16 protein-coding genes and 1 tRNA gene are annotated in these 16,449 nt (G+C 64.6%); 9 read left to right on the plus strand and 8 right to left on the minus strand.

From position 1 onward, the window contains the following. Nucleotides 1-125: 125 nt before the first annotated feature. Nucleotides 126-467: a hypothetical protein gene (locus C6A77_RS02675; RefSeq protein ID WP_114167914.1), complete on the minus strand. Its 342-nt coding sequence runs from the start codon at nt 465-467 to the stop codon at nt 126-128. Nucleotides 468-598: 131 nt separating this feature from the next. Between C6A77_RS02675 and C6A77_RS02680 the strand changes: the two genes are divergently transcribed. From C6A77_RS02680 to C6A77_RS02700, 5 genes are all read left to right on the plus strand, one after another. Continuing rightward, complete coding sequence (locus C6A77_RS02680) at nt 599-1,171, plus strand: DUF2796 domain-containing protein (RefSeq protein ID WP_114167915.1); 573 nt, start codon at nt 599-601, stop codon at nt 1,169-1,171. Then, a complete protein-coding gene (locus C6A77_RS02685) occupies nt 1,172-1,882 on the plus strand; it encodes an ABC transporter ATP-binding protein (RefSeq protein ID WP_114167916.1) in 711 nt (236 codons plus the stop codon). Continuing rightward, on the plus strand, nt 1,882-3,147 hold the full coding sequence (locus C6A77_RS02690; RefSeq protein ID WP_114167917.1) for an ABC transporter permease: 1,266 nt from the start codon (nt 1,882-1,884) through the stop codon (nt 3,145-3,147). The genes C6A77_RS02685 and C6A77_RS02690 overlap by 1 nt, the downstream gene beginning before the upstream one ends. Nucleotides 3,148-3,309: 162 nt before the next feature. Then, nucleotides 3,310-3,792: a DUF3299 domain-containing protein gene (locus C6A77_RS02695; RefSeq protein WP_114167918.1), complete on the plus strand. Its 483-nt coding sequence runs from the start codon at nt 3,310-3,312 to the stop codon at nt 3,790-3,792. A gap of 109 nt (nt 3,793-3,901) precedes the next feature. Continuing rightward, entirely contained in the window at nt 3,902-4,585 is a 684-nt protein-coding gene (locus C6A77_RS02700; RefSeq protein WP_114167919.1) for an OmpW family outer membrane protein, read from the plus strand. Here C6A77_RS02700 and C6A77_RS02705 read toward each other — a convergent pair. Beyond that, on the minus strand, nt 4,573-5,778 hold the full coding sequence (locus tag C6A77_RS02705) for an MFS transporter (RefSeq protein WP_114167920.1): 1,206 nt from the start codon (nt 5,776-5,778) through the stop codon (nt 4,573-4,575). The two genes, C6A77_RS02700 and C6A77_RS02705, sit on opposite strands and share 13 nt — an antisense overlap. Before the next feature lie 100 nt (nt 5,779-5,878). On the opposite strand from C6A77_RS02705, the gene C6A77_RS02710 reads away from it, so the two are divergent. Beyond that, nucleotides 5,879-6,322: a helix-turn-helix domain-containing protein gene (locus C6A77_RS02710; protein ID WP_114167921.1), complete on the plus strand. Its 444-nt coding sequence runs from the start codon at nt 5,879-5,881 to the stop codon at nt 6,320-6,322. Nucleotides 6,323-6,492: 170 nt separating this feature from the next. Here the strand turns inward: C6A77_RS02710 and C6A77_RS02715 are convergent, their stop codons facing one another. Further along, entirely contained in the window at nt 6,493-7,425 is a 933-nt protein-coding gene (locus tag C6A77_RS02715) for an NAD-dependent epimerase/dehydratase family protein (protein ID WP_114167922.1), read from the minus strand. Further along, nucleotides 7,418-8,302: a sugar nucleotide-binding protein gene (locus C6A77_RS02720; protein ID WP_114167923.1), complete on the minus strand. Its 885-nt coding sequence runs from the start codon at nt 8,300-8,302 to the stop codon at nt 7,418-7,420. The genes C6A77_RS02715 and C6A77_RS02720 overlap by 8 nt, the downstream gene beginning before the upstream one ends. A gap of 245 nt (nt 8,303-8,547) precedes the next feature. On the opposite strand from C6A77_RS02720, the gene C6A77_RS02725 reads away from it, so the two are divergent. Further along, complete coding sequence (locus tag C6A77_RS02725; RefSeq protein WP_114167924.1) at nt 8,548-9,333, plus strand: TSUP family transporter; 786 nt, start codon at nt 8,548-8,550, stop codon at nt 9,331-9,333. 18 nt (nt 9,334-9,351) lie between these two features. Here C6A77_RS02725 and C6A77_RS02730 read toward each other — a convergent pair whose 3' ends face one another. Beyond that, nucleotides 9,352-10,161 carry a helix-turn-helix transcriptional regulator gene (locus C6A77_RS02730; RefSeq protein ID WP_114167925.1) on the minus strand — a complete coding sequence of 270 codons (810 nt, stop codon included), beginning with the start codon at nt 10,159-10,161 and terminating at the stop codon, nt 9,352-9,354. 179 nt (nt 10,162-10,340) lie between these two features. Between C6A77_RS02730 and C6A77_RS02735 the strand changes: the two genes are divergently transcribed. Further along, complete coding sequence (locus C6A77_RS02735; protein WP_114167926.1) at nt 10,341-11,783, plus strand: alanine/glycine:cation symporter family protein; 1,443 nt, start codon at nt 10,341-10,343, stop codon at nt 11,781-11,783. A 71-nt stretch (nt 11,784-11,854) separates the two neighbouring features. Next, a complete protein-coding gene (locus C6A77_RS02740) occupies nt 11,855-12,841 on the plus strand; it encodes an asparaginase (protein WP_114167927.1) in 987 nt (328 codons plus the stop codon). Nucleotides 12,842-12,966: 125 nt separating this feature from the next. On the opposite strand, the gene C6A77_RS02745 is transcribed toward C6A77_RS02740, so the two are convergent. The 3 genes from C6A77_RS02745 to selA form a co-directional block, all read right to left on the minus strand. Beyond that, nucleotides 12,967-13,062: transfer RNA gene (locus C6A77_RS02745), tRNA-Sec, on the minus strand. Between the two features lie 6 nt (nt 13,063-13,068). Then, on the minus strand, nt 13,069-14,991 hold the full coding sequence (gene selB, locus C6A77_RS02750) for a selenocysteine-specific translation elongation factor (RefSeq protein WP_114167928.1): 1,923 nt from the start codon (nt 14,989-14,991) through the stop codon (nt 13,069-13,071). Then, entirely contained in the window at nt 14,988-16,415 is a 1,428-nt protein-coding gene (selA, locus tag C6A77_RS02755; RefSeq protein ID WP_114167929.1) for an L-seryl-tRNA(Sec) selenium transferase, read from the minus strand. The genes selB and selA overlap by 4 nt, the downstream gene beginning before the upstream one ends. Nucleotides 16,416-16,449: the final 34 nt, after the last annotated feature.

The following is a 16,449-nucleotide window of genomic DNA, read 5'->3' on the forward strand; positions in this document are numbered from 1 at the left end:
TTGCGAGGGCTTCGCCCTCGTTCGCGGGTAAACCCGCTCCCACAGGTACCGCACAGGTCCCAAGTGCTGTGAAATCCTGTGGGAGCGGGTTTACCCGCGAATAGGCCATCACAGGCAATACAGGTTTATCCCACCCAGTGATAAACCGGCGCATCCGCGCCACTTTCCACCTTCACTTCACTGCTGTGCCGCAAGCGCACCAGCAGCCGCTTGCCCGCCGCCGTACTCCCCGCCAGTGCTTCCAGCCGATCGAGCAGCTCCGGCCCGCTGATCTGCCCTGCCAGGCGCAACACCTCACGCGCCGCAGTCCACTGGCTGTCATCCTGGCGCTGCCCCGCCACTGCCGGCGCAGCGGCCTGCGCCACCACCGGCACCTCGATCTGTCGCCCCAGCTGCGCCCACTCTTCAGGCTCCAGTTCGATGGTCAGGTCCACCGGCCAGTCGCCAATCTGCCCACGAATTCTCACGATGCGTTCCTTGAAGCCAGGTCGATGCAGCCATGCTACCGCAAGATGAAACCTGCGCCACACAGGCTGGCGGCACGCCGAAAAGTTGTTATAACATAACCCGATCTTTCAGCCCCGCCCCGGAGTCGTCCATGCGTCGTCTGCTGCTCGCCCTGCCCTTCGCCTTGCTGCCACTGGCCGTGGCCTATGCCCACGACGATGATCATGACCACGCCCACGGCACCCTTGGCGCCCACGAGCACGGCGTGGCCAAGCTCAATGCCGTGCTCGATGGCAACACCCTGGAACTGGAACTGGATAGTCCGGCGATGAACCTGGTCGGCTTCGAGCACGCCGCCAGCAGCGATGCCGACAAGGCCAAGGTCGCGGCGGTGCGCCAGCAGCTCGAGCAACCGCTGAAGCTGTTCGGCCTGCCGGCTGCCGCCGATTGCAAGGAAGACCAGCAGGAACTGGAAAGCCCGCTGTTCGGTAACGCCCCGAAAGCCGACGACGATGGCGACGAACATGAACACGACCACCCGCACAGCGACATCGGCGCCCATTACCAGCTGACCTGTGCCAACCCCGACAAACTGGCACAGGTGGACCTCGCACCGCTGTTCAAGGCCTTCCCGGCCACGCAGAAAATCAATGTGCAACTGATCGGCCCGAATGGCCAGAAAGGTGTGGAAACCACGCCGGCCAAGGCAACGGTCGCGTTCTGAATGCGCCAGCCGTTGATCGAACTGCATGACCTGGTGTTCGCCTGGCCGGGCCAGCCCGCACTGCTGGATATCCCCGCATTCCGCCTGGAGGCCGGCGAGGCCCTGTTTCTCAAGGGCCCCAGCGGCAGTGGCAAGACCACCCTGCTGGGCTTGCTCGGTGGCGTGAACGTGCCGGGCCAGGGCCGCATCCAGCTGCTCGGCCAGGACCTTGGCAGCCTGGGCCAGGGCGCCCGTGATCGTTTCCGGGTCGACCACACCGGCTACATCTTCCAGCAGTTCAACCTGCTGCCATTCCTTTCGGTACGTGAAAACGTCGAGCTGCCCTGCCGCTTCTCGCACAGCCGGGCCGAACGTGCCAGGCAGCGCCACGGCAGTGTCGACCAGGCCGCAAGCGAACTGCTTGCGCATCTGGGCCTGGGCGACACAGCGCTGCTGGCGCGCCGCGCCGACAGCCTGTCGATTGGCCAGCAACAACGGGTGGCAGCGGCCCGCGCACTGATCGGCCAGCCCGAGCTGATAATTGCCGACGAGCCGACCTCGGCACTGGATGCCGACACCCGCGAAGCGTTCATCCGCCTGCTGTTCGACGAGTGCCGCGCCGCCGGTGCCAGCCTGCTGTTCGTCAGCCACGACCAGAGCCTGGCGCCACTGTTCGACCGCCACCTGTCGCTGGCCGAACTCAACCGCGCCGCCAAGCCCCGGGAGGCCTGATGTACCTGCTCCGTCTTGCCCTGGCCAGCCTGGCCAACCGCCGTTTCAGCGCCTTTCTCACGGCCTTTGCCATCGCCCTGTCGGTGTGCCTGCTGCTGGCTGTCGAACGCGTACGCACCGAAGCACGCGCCAGCTTCGCCAGCACCATCAGCGGCACCGACCTGATCGTCGGCGCTCGCTCCGGCTCGGTCAACCTGCTGCTGTATTCGGTGTTTCGCATCGGCAACGCCACCAACAACATCCGTTGGGACAGCTACCAGCACTACGCCAGCGACCCACGGGTGAAATGGGCCATCCCCATCTCGCTGGGCGACTCGCACCGTGGCTATCGGGTGATGGGCACGACTGACGCGTACTTCAGCCATTACCAGTACGGTCGCCGCCAGCACCTGGAACTGAGCCAGGGCCGCGCCTTTGCCGATGACCCGTTCGAGGTGGTACTCGGCGCCGAAGTGGCCGAGGCACTGCATTACCAGCTGGGCGACAGGCTGGTGCTGGCCCACGGGGTCGCTGCGGTCAGCCTGGTCAAGCACGACGACAAGCCGTTCACCGTGGTCGGTGTGCTCAAGCGCACCGGCACGTCTGTCGACCGCACCTTGCATATCGGGCTGGGCGGCATGGAGGCCATCCACATCGACTGGCACAACGGCGTGCCGGCCCGTGGCGCCGGGCGTATCAGCGCCGAGCAGGCACGCGCGATGGACCTGCAACCTGCCGCCATCACCGCGTTCATGCTTGGCCTGAACAACAAGATCGCCACCTTCAGCCTGCAGCGGGAAATCAACGAATACCGCAGCGAGCCGTTGCTGGCGATCTTGCCCGGGGTGGCCTTGCAGGAGCTGTGGAGCCTGATGGGCACTGCGGAACAGGCGTTGTTCGTGGTATCGCTGTTCGTGGTCCTGACCGGGTTGATCGGCATGCTCACGGCGATTCTGACCAGCCTCAACGAACGTCGGCGGGAGATGGCGATACTGCGCTCGGTCGGCGCCAGGCCTTGGCATATCGCCGGGCTGCTGGTGCTGGAGGCACTGTCGCTGGCGCTGGTCGGCATCGTCGCCGGGCTTGGCTTGCTGTATGCGGGCATAGGGGTGGCGCAGGGGTATGTGCAAGCCAATTATGGTTTGTATTTGCCTCTGGCCTTGCCGAGCGCTCATGAATGGACGTTGCTGGCTATCATCCTGGGAGCTGCGCTGCTGATGGGCAGCGTGCCGGCCTGGCGGGCCTACCGGCAGTCGCTGGCCGATGGCTTGTCCATTCACCTTTGAGGGCGTGCAATGATCCAATACCTCATTGGCTTCTTCGCGGGTGAACCCGCTCCCACAGGGTCCACCACAGACTTCAAGGCCTGCGTAGGACCTGTGGGAGCGGGTTCACCCGCGAAGAAGCCAGTACAGGCAGTACAACTTCTACTGGTAGTGCTGCTCTCAATGGCATCGCCTGCCTGGGCCTCGGAGCCCCGCGAACTGGACTGGCCTGCCCTCATCCCCGAAGGCGCCCCGGTCACCCCGCCGCAACTCGCCCCGCTGCACGACCTGTCGCAGCTGGGCAACGCCCTGTCCGCCGAGGCCGCGCCACCCGCGCGCCAGCAGGCTGCCGACGCCCCGGTGGTAAAAAGCCTGGACGGCCAGCAGGTCAAGCTGCCCGGCTACATCGTGCCGCTGGAAGTCAGCGAAGAAGGCCGCACCACCGAATTCCTGCTGGTGCCTTACTACGGCGCGTGCATCCATGTGCCGCCACCACCGTCGAACCAGATCGTGCATATCTTCAGCGAAATGGGCGTGCGCATCGAAGACCTCTACCAGCCCTACTGGATCGAGGGAAAGCTGCAGGTCAGAGCCTCCAGCAGCGAACTGGCCGACGCCGGATACCAGATGGAAGCCGAGAAAATATACGCTTATGTGCTCAAGTGAGAACTGTTTCGAATTCGTGACGACGCTTCTTTGAGCTGGGTCAAACTTTCTGTTTAAGCGCATCCGTACCATTGGGCCACTCGATTACTCACGTCCTCTGGGAGCTTCCATGAACAAGTCCTTGCTCAGCGCCGCCCTCGCGGCCCTGGCGCTCGCTGCCCCTGCCGCCCACGCCCACCAGGCAGGCGATATCATCGTTCGCGCCGGCGCCATCACCACCGCGCCCAACGAAAGCAGCGGCGACCTGAAATTCGATGGCAACAAGGTTTCGGGCACCAAAGCGACCCTGGACAGCGACACCCAGCTGGGCCTGACCTTAGCCTACATGCTCACCGACCATGTCGGCCTGGAGCTGCTGGCAGCCACCCCGTTCAAGCACACCGTTGGCGTCAAGGGCCTGGGCGGCGGCCTGGACGGCAAGCTGGCCGACATCAAGCAACTGCCACCGACCTTGTCGCTGCAGTACTACCCGATGGAGCCGAGCTCCAAGTTCCAGCCGTATGCCGGCGTGGGCATCAACTACACCCTGTTCTTCGATGAAGACCTCAGCAGCGCCCGCAAGCAGCAAGGCTTCAGCAACCTGAAACTGCAGGATTCGGTCGGTATCGCCGGCCAGCTGGGCATGGATTACATGATCACCGACAACCTGCTGGTCAACGCCTCGGTCTGGTACGTCGACATCGACACCAAAGCCAGCGTCAACGGCCCGACTGCGCTGGGCTACAGCAAGACCAAGGTCGACGTCGAAGTCGACCCGTGGGTGTACATGGTCGGCCTTGGCTACAAGTTCTGACCTGAACACTGCAGGGCGGCTTCGGCCGCCCTCGTTCTTTGCAGCCATAGCCAGTACCCCAGCGCAGCCGCGCTGATGGCCATGCCCAGCCCACACACCGCGGCCCACCCCCACTGCGCATATACCCAGCTCGCCAGCACCGCCCCCACACCGCTACCCAGCGAATAGCAACACATGTAGGCACCGATCAGGCGACTGGCCATTTCGCCACGCCCGGCCAGCAACACGCTCTGGTTGGTGACATGCACGGCCTGCACGGCGAAATCCAGCATCAGCACTCCCAGCACGAAGGCCAGCAGGGAATGCCCGACGAAAGCCGTGGGTAGCCACGACAGGGTCAGCAGAACCAACGCCAGCCCGGTGGTGCGCTCAGCCAGCCCTCGATCAGCCAGGCGACCGGCGCGCGATGCCGCCAAAGTGCCTGCCACCCCTGCCAGGCCGAACAGGCCGATCTCGGTATGGCTCAGCGCCAACGGCGCAGCACTGAGCGGCAAGACCATGGCACTCCACAGCACACTGAACGCGGCGAAGATCAACACCCCGAACACGCCGCGCTGGCGCAGCAATCGGTCGTGCCGATACAGCCGCAACTGCGCCGCGATCAACGCCGCGTAACCCGACCGATGCCTGGCCGGCTGCACCGCGGGCAAGCTTCGCCACATCACCAGCGCCAGCAGAATCAGAACGCCTGCGGCCAGCCAATACACGCTGCGCCAACCCGCCAGGTCGGCCAGCCCACCGGAAACCAGGCGCGCCAGCAGGATGCCCAGCACCACACCGCTGGTGACCGTGCCCACCGCCTGCCCCTGCTGGCCGGGTGCTGCCAGGCTCGCGGCATGCGCCACCATGACCTGCACCATGACCGCCATCAGCCCGGTGATGGCCAGCGCCAAAAGCAGCATCGCCCAGTTCGGCGCCAGGCCAACGCCGACCAGCGCCAGCGCGCAGACCAGCAACTGGCCGAGCAGCAGGCGTTTTCGCTCTAGCAGGTCGCCGAGCGGCACGATCAGCAGTAGCCCCAGGGCATAACCGGCCTGGGTCGCACCGACCACCCAGCCAATCTGCTGCTGCGCCACGCCCAGGTCGGTGGCCATCGATTCGAGCAAAGGTTGGGCAAAATAGACCGTTGCCACGGCCACGGCGCTGGTCATGGCCAGCAACAGGGTTATCCAGCGTGTCGGCAGAGATGTCATCGGGCTGGCCTCGGCATTCTGGTTTCGAAATGAAACCACATACTGGCTATTTAACAAATGTGGTTTTAATCTGCAACCAGACAACCAAGGCAGATTCACCATGCTCGATGAAAACAATGCACAATGCCCCGTAGCCCGGGCTTTGCAGGTACTGGGTGACCGCTGGGCACTGCTGATCCTGCGCGACGCCTTCGATGGCTTGCGGCGTTTCAGTGAATTTCAGAAAAACCTGGGGTTGGCGAAGAACATCCTCGCTTCACGACTGAAGCTGTTGGTGGAGAGCGGGCTGTTGACCTTGCAGCCAGCGTCGGATGGCAGTGCCTACAAGGAGTATGCGCTGACCGAGAAAGGGCGCTCGGTGTTTCCGGTGGTGGTTGGCTTGAGGCAGTGGGGGGAGCGCTTTCTGTTCGAGACGGGAGAGGTGCGCTCGGAACTGGTGGATGGTGCCAGAGGGCAGGCGATCGAAACCTTGCAGGTACGGGCCCAGGACGGGCGGGTTCTGGCGGCAGAGGATTGCCTGAGGAAAGTGGTGCGGCATGGCTGATTGGGGCTGCTGCGCAGCCCATCGCCGGCACGCCAGCTCCCACATCGACCGCGCTGCTCTCGAGATCAGGACAGTACCTGCGACAACTGTCTGACTAAAAAGCTGAAAGATGACGCAACCCCTGTGGGAGCTGGCTTCCGGCGATTGGGGCGCAAAGCGCCCCCAAGGTTTCAGCCTTTGCCCAACAGCCGCGCCAGCCCTTCGACAATCGGCGTCGCCTGCGGGAAGTCGAAACGCGCCAGCAGACGCTGGTTGTCCGCCCGCGAATGGCGAATGTCGCCCGAACGCGCCGCGCCGTAGCTGATCGCCGGCAAACTGCCCACTACCTGCTCCAGCGCCGCCAGCAACTGGTTCAGCGAAGTGGCCTGGTTGAGGCCGATATTCACTGCCCCCTCCTCCACCTGCGGCTGTTCCAGCGCCTGCACCATCACCTGGACCAGGTCACCCACGTAGAGGAAGTCGCGGGTCTGCTCGCCGTCACCGAACACCATGATCGGCAAGCCTTGCACCGCACGTTCGGCGAAAATGCTGATTACCCCGGAATAGGGCGAGGAAGGGTCCTGGCGTGGCCCAAAGATATTGAAGAAGCGGAACACCACCGGCTCCAGGCCATGCTGGCGGCGGTAGAAGTCCAGGTACTGCTCACTGGCCAGCTTGTCCACCGCATACGGCGTCAGCGGTGCCTTGGGGGTGTCTTCGGCAATCGACTCGCCTTCACCATTGTTGCCATACACCGCCGCACTGGACGCGAACAGCACCCGGCGCAGGCCATGCACACGCATGGCTTCACACACGTTGAGCGTGCCGATGAAGTTGCTCTGGTGGGTGCGTACCGGGTCATCCACCGAAGCCTGCACCGAGGCCACCGCGGCCAGGTGCACCACGGCGCGGCAGCCAGCGGCGACCTGCAACACCAGCCCGGCATCGGCGACATCGCCTTCAACCAGCTCCAGCCTTGGGTGGTCGACCTGCAGGTTGCCCCGGCGGCCGGTGGAAAAGTCGTCGAGAATGCGTACGGCGTAGCCTTTGTCCAACAACGCATCGCACAGGTGGGAGCCAATGAAGCCGGCACCGCCGGTGATCAGGATGGGGGCGTCAGCCATGGCGGTAGAACCGGTCCAGTAGAGGCGGCAGGCCAGCGCGCCAGGCACGCGGCTTGATGCCGAAGGTGTGAAGGATTTTCTTGCAGGCCAGTACCGCATGCTGCGGCTCTTCGCTGGCGTCCGGCCGCGCGGCATGGGCCTGCGGCGTCGGAGCCTGCACCGCCAGCTGGCGGTATTGGCCGGCCTCGGCGAGGATCGCCTGGCCCAGCGCTAGCGGCGTGGTGGCCTCGTTGCCGGCGTAATGGTAGGTGCCCCACAGCGGCGCACTGCAATCGAGCTGCTTGAGCACCGAGAGAATCACCCGGGCGGCGTCGTCGACAGGCGTCGGGTTGCCGCGCCGGTCATCGGCCAGCAGCAGTTCCTGCGGTTGCTCGGCGCGGGTCAGAAACCGGCCCAGCGCCCCGTCGATGCTTTCATCGAGCAACCAGCCAAAGCGCAGCAGCACGTGTTGCGGGCAGGCCGCGCGCACGCTCTGCTCGATGCGCCACAAGGCCTGGCCACGCAGGCCCAGCGGCACCGGTTCGTCCTTTTCGCTGTAGGCCGTGGCCCGCGAACCATCGAATACCCGGTAGCTGGAAGGCTGCACCAGGGTGATCTGGTGGTGCTGGCACAGCTCCGCCAGCCGCTCCACGGCCCGCTCCTGCTGGGCCAGGCGCTGCTCGCTGACCGCCTCGGCCTGGAACCAGTCGAAGTAGTAGGCCAGGTTGACCAGGGCATCGGGGCGATGATCGTCGAGCAGTTGGGTGAGGCTGGCCGGGGTCCAGCCGTTCTCGGGCGGGCGCGGTGCCAGGAATGCAATGTCCTCCTCGGCCCCAAGACGAATCAGCGCTTGCCCGAGGGCATTGCCACCACCCAACAGCATTAGGCGCATACGCATAGAGTCAGCAGATCCGGAGAGGTTGATTGAGGGAAAGGGGTCATTTTGCGGTTTCCGGGCAGGGAAGTCCAACCCTGGCCTCTCTCGCACCGTTACCTCGACATTCCTACGGCTGCGCAAGATATGCCCTACAAGCTCCAGCACCACCGCCTTGCATCCACCCCACGGAAAACCTGACTCAATAGCGCCCAATTCCGTAGCACCTTCAATTCATCCTTACAGACAATTAAAAAATTACGGCGAACATGGAAATTGAAATCGCTTCTTTGATGGCTCTCGCCGGTGTGGCTTTGTTCGCCGGCTTCTTTGATGCAATTGCCGGAGGCGGCGGTTTGCTCACACTTCCCGCGCTTTTCATTGCAGGCATCGACCCATTAGCGGCACTGGCGACCAACAAATTTCAGGCCTCTTCAGCCAGTTGCTCGGCAGTCTGGGCGTTTGCCCGCAAGCGAATGATCGATTGGAGAACGGACTGGCGCATGGCCGTTCTCTCATTTGCCGGTGGCTGTGCAGGCGCCTTGTCGATCAGCATGCTCGACAGAGCAATCCTCGAGTCAACCGTTCCGATCTTGCTGATTGCAGTGGCCAGCTATTTCGCTTTCAGCCCGAAGCTTGCTGACAGAGACAGAAGACAACGGATGTCCCATCTCGGCTTCACACTGATCGTTGCTCCAGTCATTGGCTTCTATGACGGTGTCTTTGGCCCAGGCACCGGATCATTCTTCATGGTCGCGTTCACAGTGTTGCTCGGGCAGCACCTCATGCAGGCGATCTGCAGCAGCAAATTGCTGAACGCCTCCTGCAACCTCGGCGCGCTGTCGGTGTTTGCTTTCAGTGGCGGGATCATCTGGTCTTTGGCGCTGACAATGGCAGCCTGCGCCATCATCGGCGCCCAGGTTGGCGCGCGCTGCGCCCTCTACTTCGGGCCTCGGCTGGTAAAACCGTTACTGATCAGCGTGTGCTGCCTGATGGCAATCAAGTTACTCCTCGGTGATGGCCACCCGTTAGGCGAATGGTTGCGTCAGTTGTGAAGCGTACAGCCGGCCCCTTTATTCAATTTCGAACAGACTGTTACGCAACGGCCTCTCACTCAGTCGCTCCCGTATATCGTCATCTATACGCGGATCATCCGGCTGGTACAGTTTTACCTGCCGGTAGGCATTGATACGATTGATCTCCTCTCCCAGGTAATCCCAAACCACCCGGGTGCAGGCCGGGTTGCGCCGGTCGCCGCTGGAAACGCCGGCCTTCAGGCCATTCAGGCGGGTGATGCGGCTTTTGAAGCTGGGGATGAGAATGGTCTGGCTCATCTCGTTGTAGGTCAGCGACTCGTAGTCGACCAGGAACATCCGGTCCTGCAACTGGAACGCAGCCCCCAGGTAGCGGCAACGCACTTCGGCATGCGGGTCGGTGGCGCTGGAGCGTTCCTGCCGTTCCTGGCGCTCGAACAGAAAGCGCCCGCGTTCTTCCCACAGGTGCACCAGCGACACCAGCACCGTGCCCGGCACCGACATGCAGTTGGAATACTCCAGGTAATAACCGCAGTAGCGCGACAGGTTCCCGGCGTGGTCGTGCAACGGGCGGAACAGTTCGCTGATCGGATCGCCGTGCTGCTCGGCCGGGGTCGACACGCGGGCACCGATCAGGCGGCTGAACTGCTCGGGGGGCAAATTCAGCTCGTAATCCTCGACGCCGAAGAAATCGCCGATGCGCTTGAGGTTGTAAGCCGTCGGGCGGCTCTGCCCGCTCAGGTACTTGTTGAATTGCGCGCGGTTTATCGACAGCTGGCGGCAAACTTCGGAGATAGAGCGGTAGTGGCTGCAGGCCAGTTTGAGGTTGGTAGCGAAATGATCGCTCATGACAGCGGACTCAGGTGACGCGAATGGCGCAAGTGTAGCATCAAGTCGCACCAAAACAGAGCAAGCCGCGAAATTGTAACCGCTCTTGTCATAGCCAACCATGCGCCCCAACGAATAGCGGTGCGCCTGCCGTCCGCTGGTCTTTCCACACGAACAATAAGAATCGAGGTCATTTTCCAATGCTCGAAGTAATCAACGATTTCCTCTCGGGGAAACTTCTCATCGTGCTGATCGTGGGCCTGGGTAGCTACTTCACCATCCGCTCGCGGTTCGTGCAGTTCCGCCATTTCGCCCATATGTTCGGTGTGTTCAAGGAATCGCTGCGCGGCCAGGCAGGCCAGTTGAGCTCCTTCCAGGCCCTGATGCTGAGCCTTGCAGGCCGTGTGGGCGCCGGTAACATCGCCGGTGTCGGCATTGCCGTGACCCTGGGTGGCCCGGGCGCCGTGTTCTGGATGTGGGTGACCGCACTGGTGGGCATGTCCAGCAGCTTCTTCGAATGCACCTTGGCCCAGGTCTACAAGCGCGCCGACGGCGACGGCCTGTACCGTGGCGGCCCGGCGTACTACATCCAGCATGGTCTGAAGCTGAAGAGCATGGCCATCGTGTTCTCGATCCTGCTGCTGGTCACCTACGGCTTCGCCTTCATCGGACTGCAGTCGTACACCGTGACCCACTCGCTGCAGAATGCCTTCGCCTTCGACCCCAAGCACACCGGCATCGTCCTCGCCGTACTGCTGGCCATCACCTTCATCGGCGGCATCAAGCGCATCGCCGCGGTGTCGGACCTGCTGGTACCGGTCAAGACCCTGGCCTACATCGGTGTGACCCTGTACGTGATCGGCACCCAGATCGAACACGTGCCAGCCATGCTGGAAACCATCTTCAAGAGCGCCTTCGGCCTCGACCCAGCGTTCGCCGGCCTGCTCGGCAGCGCCATCGTCATGGGCGTGAAGCGTGGCGTGTTCGCCAACGAAGCAGGCCTGGGTAGCGCGCCGAACGTCGCCGCCGTGGCCGCCGTGAAACACCCGGGTGCCCAGGGCGTGGTCCAGGCCTTCAGCGTGTTCCTCGACACCTTCGTGATCTGCACCTGCACCGCGCTGCTGATTCTGCTGTCGGGCTTCTACACCCCGGGCTTCGAGGGTGACGGCATCGTCCTGACCCAGAACTCGCTGGCCGCCGTGGTCGGTGACTGGGGCCGTGTGTTCGTCAGCGTGGCACTGTCGCTGTTCGTCTTCACCTGCATCCTCTACAACTACTACCTGGGCGAGAACAGCCTGCAGTTCCTCAGCCGCAACCGCGTGGTGCTGATGGTGTTCCGTGGCCTGGTGCTGGCGCTGGTGGTATGGGGTTCGCTGCAAGACCTGTCGACCGTGTTCGCCTTCGCCGACATCACCATGACCTGCCTGGCCTTCGTCAACCTGATTGCCCTGGCCCTGCTGTTCAAGGTCGGCCTGCGGGTAATGCGCGACTACGACGACCAGCGCAAGGCCGGCGTCGCCCAGCCAGTGTTCGACTCGGCCAAGTTCGCCGACCTGGACCTGGACCGCAATGCCTGGCCTGCCAATCCGCAGGCGGAAACAGCCACTGACAAAGCAGTCGGCGAAGTCCAGACACAGCGCTGATATTCTCCCCTGCCAGCCGCCCCGTCCGTGGGCGGCTTACCTTCTTCCGCTCACCGCTACGGATACTTCCCATGCGAGCAGTAAAGAATCTCCTCGTCCTCTACACCGGGGGCACCATCGGCATGCTCGAAACCCCCGAAGGCCTGGCGCCGGCAGGTGGTTTCGAAGCGCGCATGCGCGAACACTTCGCCCACATGGCCGACGCGCCACAGCTGCGCTGGGCCTTGCAGGAACTGGACCCGCTGCTGGACAGCGCCAACATGCAGCAGCACAACTGGCTGGCGATGCGCGACGCCATCGTCGCTGCCGTGGAAACTGGGCATGACGGCGTGCTGGTGCTGCACGGTACCGACAGCCTGGCCTACAGCGCGGCGGCGTTGTCGTTCCTGCTGCTGGGCTTGCCGGTACCGGTGCTGCTGACCGGCTCGATGCTGCCGGCAGGCGCTGCAGACAGCGATGCCTGGGGCAACCTGTGTGGCGCCCTGGGCCAGTTCGAACAGGGGTTGGAAGATGGCGTGCAGCTGTACTTCCATGGCCAGCTGCTGCATGGCAGCCGGGCGACCAAACTGCGCAGCGAGGCGTTCGACGCCTTTGTCGCGCTGCCGCGCCATCGTGACAGCGAGCGGGCCGGGGCGATTCCCGCAGAACTGGGCTATCAGCACCCGCGCCAGCCGGTGAACGTGGCAGTGGTGCCGGTGTTCCCGGGCTTGCAGGCCAGCCACTTGCAGGCGCTGCTGGGGAGCGGTGTGCAAGGGTTGCTGCTGGAATGCTATGGCAGCGGTACCGGGCCTTCGGATGACCAGGCTTTGCTCGATGTGCTGAGCGCGGCACGCCAGCGCGGCGTGATGCTGGCGGCGATCAGCCAGTGCCCTGAAGGGTCGGTGGTGTTCGATACCTATGCAGCCGGTAACCGCTTGCGCGGGGCCGGGCTGGTCAGCGGTGGCGGCATGACCCGCGAGGCGGCGCTGGCGAAGATGGTTGCCCTGCTGGGGGCCGGGTTGGATGTCGACACGGCAGAGCGTTGGTTTGCCCTGGATCTGTGTGGGGAGCGGGCCTGACTGTTGCCTGGTCTGGCCCTATCGCCGGCAAGCCAGCTCCCACAGGGATAGCATCAGCCTGAGGGTTATGCAGGCTCTGTGGGAGCGGGCGAGCCCGCGAAGAGGCCCTCACAGGCAAAAGAAAATGGCGGAAGGCAGCGGGAGTCGAACCTGCCCGGGAACGGCTGCCGTCCCCAACCGGGTTTGAAGCCCGGCCGCGCCACCGGGCGCGATTGCCTTCCTTGAACTCAGTGCCTGGCCTGCTGCTGGGCCAGGGCGCTGTCGGCGCGAATGTGACGCTGATCGGCCACCCTGCGGGTCAGGCCGATGCGGTCAAAATACTCCAGTATCTGCACACTGCGCTTGCGACCGATGCCCAACATATCGCGAAACGCGGCAACCTGCACTATCGGTGTGTCACCGGCCTGGCCCAGCAACAGCTCTGCCATGCGCTGTAGCGTCGCCTCGGGGTAGAACAGGTCGCGCACCACCTGGTGCACCAGGCCCAGCCGGGCGAGCTTGCGCAGCAACAGGCGCACATCGGCTTCGGCACAATTCTCCTCGCTCGCCAGCGTCCTGACCCAGGGCGGATCGTATTGCCCTGCCAGCAACTTCGGCTGCAGACGCGCCCACAGCGCGCTGTCGGCTTCGCTCAACTGCACCTTGTGATCGGGCAGGTGCAACCACGGCCCACTGCTGGCAATGGCACCCTCTTCAAGCAGCTCATCCAGCAGGCTGACAAATGCCGGCCGCTCCAGCGGCAAGGCCGCAAAGCGGCGCAGGCGGTCGCGGTCCGGGCCGAGCTGGTCGGGCTCCTGGGCGTGGAACCGCGCCAGCTGCTCGAGCACCTGGCGCTTGAGCGCCTGCCAGTTCGCATTGCTGAACAACAGTTGCCCCAGGCGCGTGGCCACCACCCGTGCGTCTTCCGGCAACTGCCAGGTTTCGCGCAGGCGATTGAACTGCCGCTCGAGGCGCTGTGGGTCGATACCGCCCGGGGCGCTGGCGAGCAGTGCCGGCAGGGCCTGCTCCAGGTCCTCGGCGTCACGCAGCACCTGCAACTGGCGCAGACGTTCATCGCTGCGGCGCTGCCGGCTTGGCGCGAACGGGTCGAGCACCTTGCCGCCCCCCAGGGTGCGCTGGGCACGCTGGTCGCGCAGCACCAGGCGGTCGCCATGAACCGCTTGCAGCGGCGCGTTGAGCAGCAGTTGGGCGAACATGCGCTGGCCTGCTGTCAGGGTTTCGCCTTCGAGCAAGGCGACCCGGGCGGTCACATCCTGGGTGCCGAGGTGTACGTGAACCGCGCTGAAATGTTCGAAGGTACGGGTTTCGCCCGGCAGCAGGTGCAGTTCGATATCGACCCGCACGCTGGGGGCGTGCAGCCATTCGGGCACCAGCCAGTCACCACGATGCAGCTGCTCCAGCGCCAGGCGCTCGGCAGCGATGTTCAACGCCACCCGCTGCCCCGCGTCGGCCACCAGCGCGGCCTGGTTCTGGGCATGCAGGCCGCGCACACGCACCGATTTTCCAGCCTTGCCCAGCAACAAGGTGTCGCCGGCACTGACCCGCCCGGCCAGCGCGGTGCCCGTCACCACCACGCCCGCACCGGTAACGGCGAACGCACGGTCCACGGCCAGGCGAAAACCGCCGCGTACGCTGCGCTGGCGTACGCGCTGCTGCGCTGCCAGCAAGGCCTGGCGCAGGGCTTCGACACCTTCGCCGGTCACGCTCGACAAGGGAAACTGCAGGGCACCGGCATGCCGACCGGGCGCCAGCAACTGGCTGACCTGCGCCTGCACTTCGGCCAGACGGGCCGGTTCTACCCGATCGCATTTGCTGATTGCCACCAGTGCCTGGGGAATAGCCAGCAGTTCGATGATCGCCAGGTGCTCACGCGTCTGCGGCATGACCCCGTCGTCGGCCGCCACTACCAGCAGCACCAGGTCGATACCGTGGGCGCCAGCCAGCATGTTATGGATGAAGCGCTCGTGGCCCGGTACGTCGATGAAACCGGTCAGCGGCGCCCCTTCGGTCAAGGCCGCGTAACGGTAGCCAAGATCGATGGTCATGCCACGCGCACGCTCCTCCTGTCGCTGGTCACCGGCCTGGCCGGTCAGCGCCTGCAGCAGTGCGGTCTTGCCGTGGTCGATATGGCCGGCAGTGCCAACGATCACTGGACCGGCCCCAATTGCAGGGCCGGCAGCTGCGCCAGCCACTGGGCTTCGTCATCCAGCTGGCGCAGGTCCAGCCACAGGGCGTCGTCGGCGATACGGCCGAGCACCGGCACCGGCAGGTCACGCAGGGCCCGCTCCAGCACATGCAGGCTGCGCCCACGCAATTTCTTCGACACCTGCGGGCGCAGACACAGCGCAGCACTGGGCAGGCGCGCCACCGGCTGGCTGCCACTGCCGATCATGCCCAACGCCGGCTCCACGCTGACCTGCCACTGCTCGCCGAGACGGGCCTTGAGCGCCGGCGCCAGGCGCTCGGCCTGGGCCTGGATTTCGGCCTGGCTGCGGGTCAGCAGGCGCAAGCTGGGCAGGCGCTCGGCCAGGCGGTCGGGGTTGCGGTACAGCGCCAGCACCGCTTCGAGTGCAGCGAGGGTGATCTTGTCGACACGCAGCGCACGCTTGAGCGGGTTCTTCTTGATCCTGCCGATCAGCTCCTTGCGCCCGACGATGATCCCGGCCTGCGGCCCGCCGAGCAACTTGTCGCCACTGAAGGTGACGATATCGGCGCCGTCAGCCAGGGCCTGGCGCACGGTCGGCTCGGCGGGCAGGCCCCAGCGGGTAAGATCGAGCAGGCTACCGCTGCCGAGGTCTTCGAGCAGCGGCAGATGGTGTTGGTGGGCGATGCACGCCAGTTCGGCGGTGGGTACCTGGGTGGTGAAGCCATGAATGCTGTAGTTGCTGCAATGCACGCGCATCAGCAGGCCGCTGCGCGGGTTGACGGCAGCCTCGTAGTCGCGCGCGTGGGTGCGGTTGGTGGTGCCGACTTCGTGCAGCTTCACGCCGGCGCGGGCCATGATGTCGGGGATGCGGAAGGCACCGCCGATCTCGATCAGTTCGCCACGGGAAATGATGCCTTCCTTGCGCGCGCCCAGGCTGTTGAGCGCCAGCAGCACGGCGGCGGCGTTGTTGTTGACCACGGTGACGGCTTCGGCGCCGGTCAGCTCACGGATCAGGCCTTCGATCAGGTCGTCACGGTCGCCGCGCTTACCGGTGGCCAGGTCGAACTCCAGGTTGAGCGGGTAACGGGCGGCGGTGTGCATGGCCTCGATGGCCTGCTCCGGCAGCAGGGCACGGCCGAGGTTGGTGTGCAGCACGGTACCGGTGAGGTTGAACACACGGCGAACCTGGCTGCGTTGCTGGACCGCCAGGCGTTCGCCGGTGCGGCCCAGTAGCACTTCTGCGGCCAGTTCGGCGGCACTGAGCTGGCCGTTGCGGGCGGGGTCGCGCAGCTCGTCGAGCAGTTGCCGCAGGGTGGCCAGGACTGCATCGCGGCCGTGGCGGTCGATCAGCGGGAGGCAGGCCGGGTGGCGCAGCAGAGTGTCGATGGAGGGCAGGCGTGGGGTGTCGCTGGCGAGGCTGGAGGGCATGCGGTACTACCTTGACTATTCCGTTGTCTGTTCT

Source organism: Pseudomonas sp. AFG_SD02_1510_Pfu_092 (assembly GCF_003331055.1).
Classification (GTDB): Bacteria; Pseudomonadota; Gammaproteobacteria; order Pseudomonadales; family Pseudomonadaceae; genus Aquipseudomonas.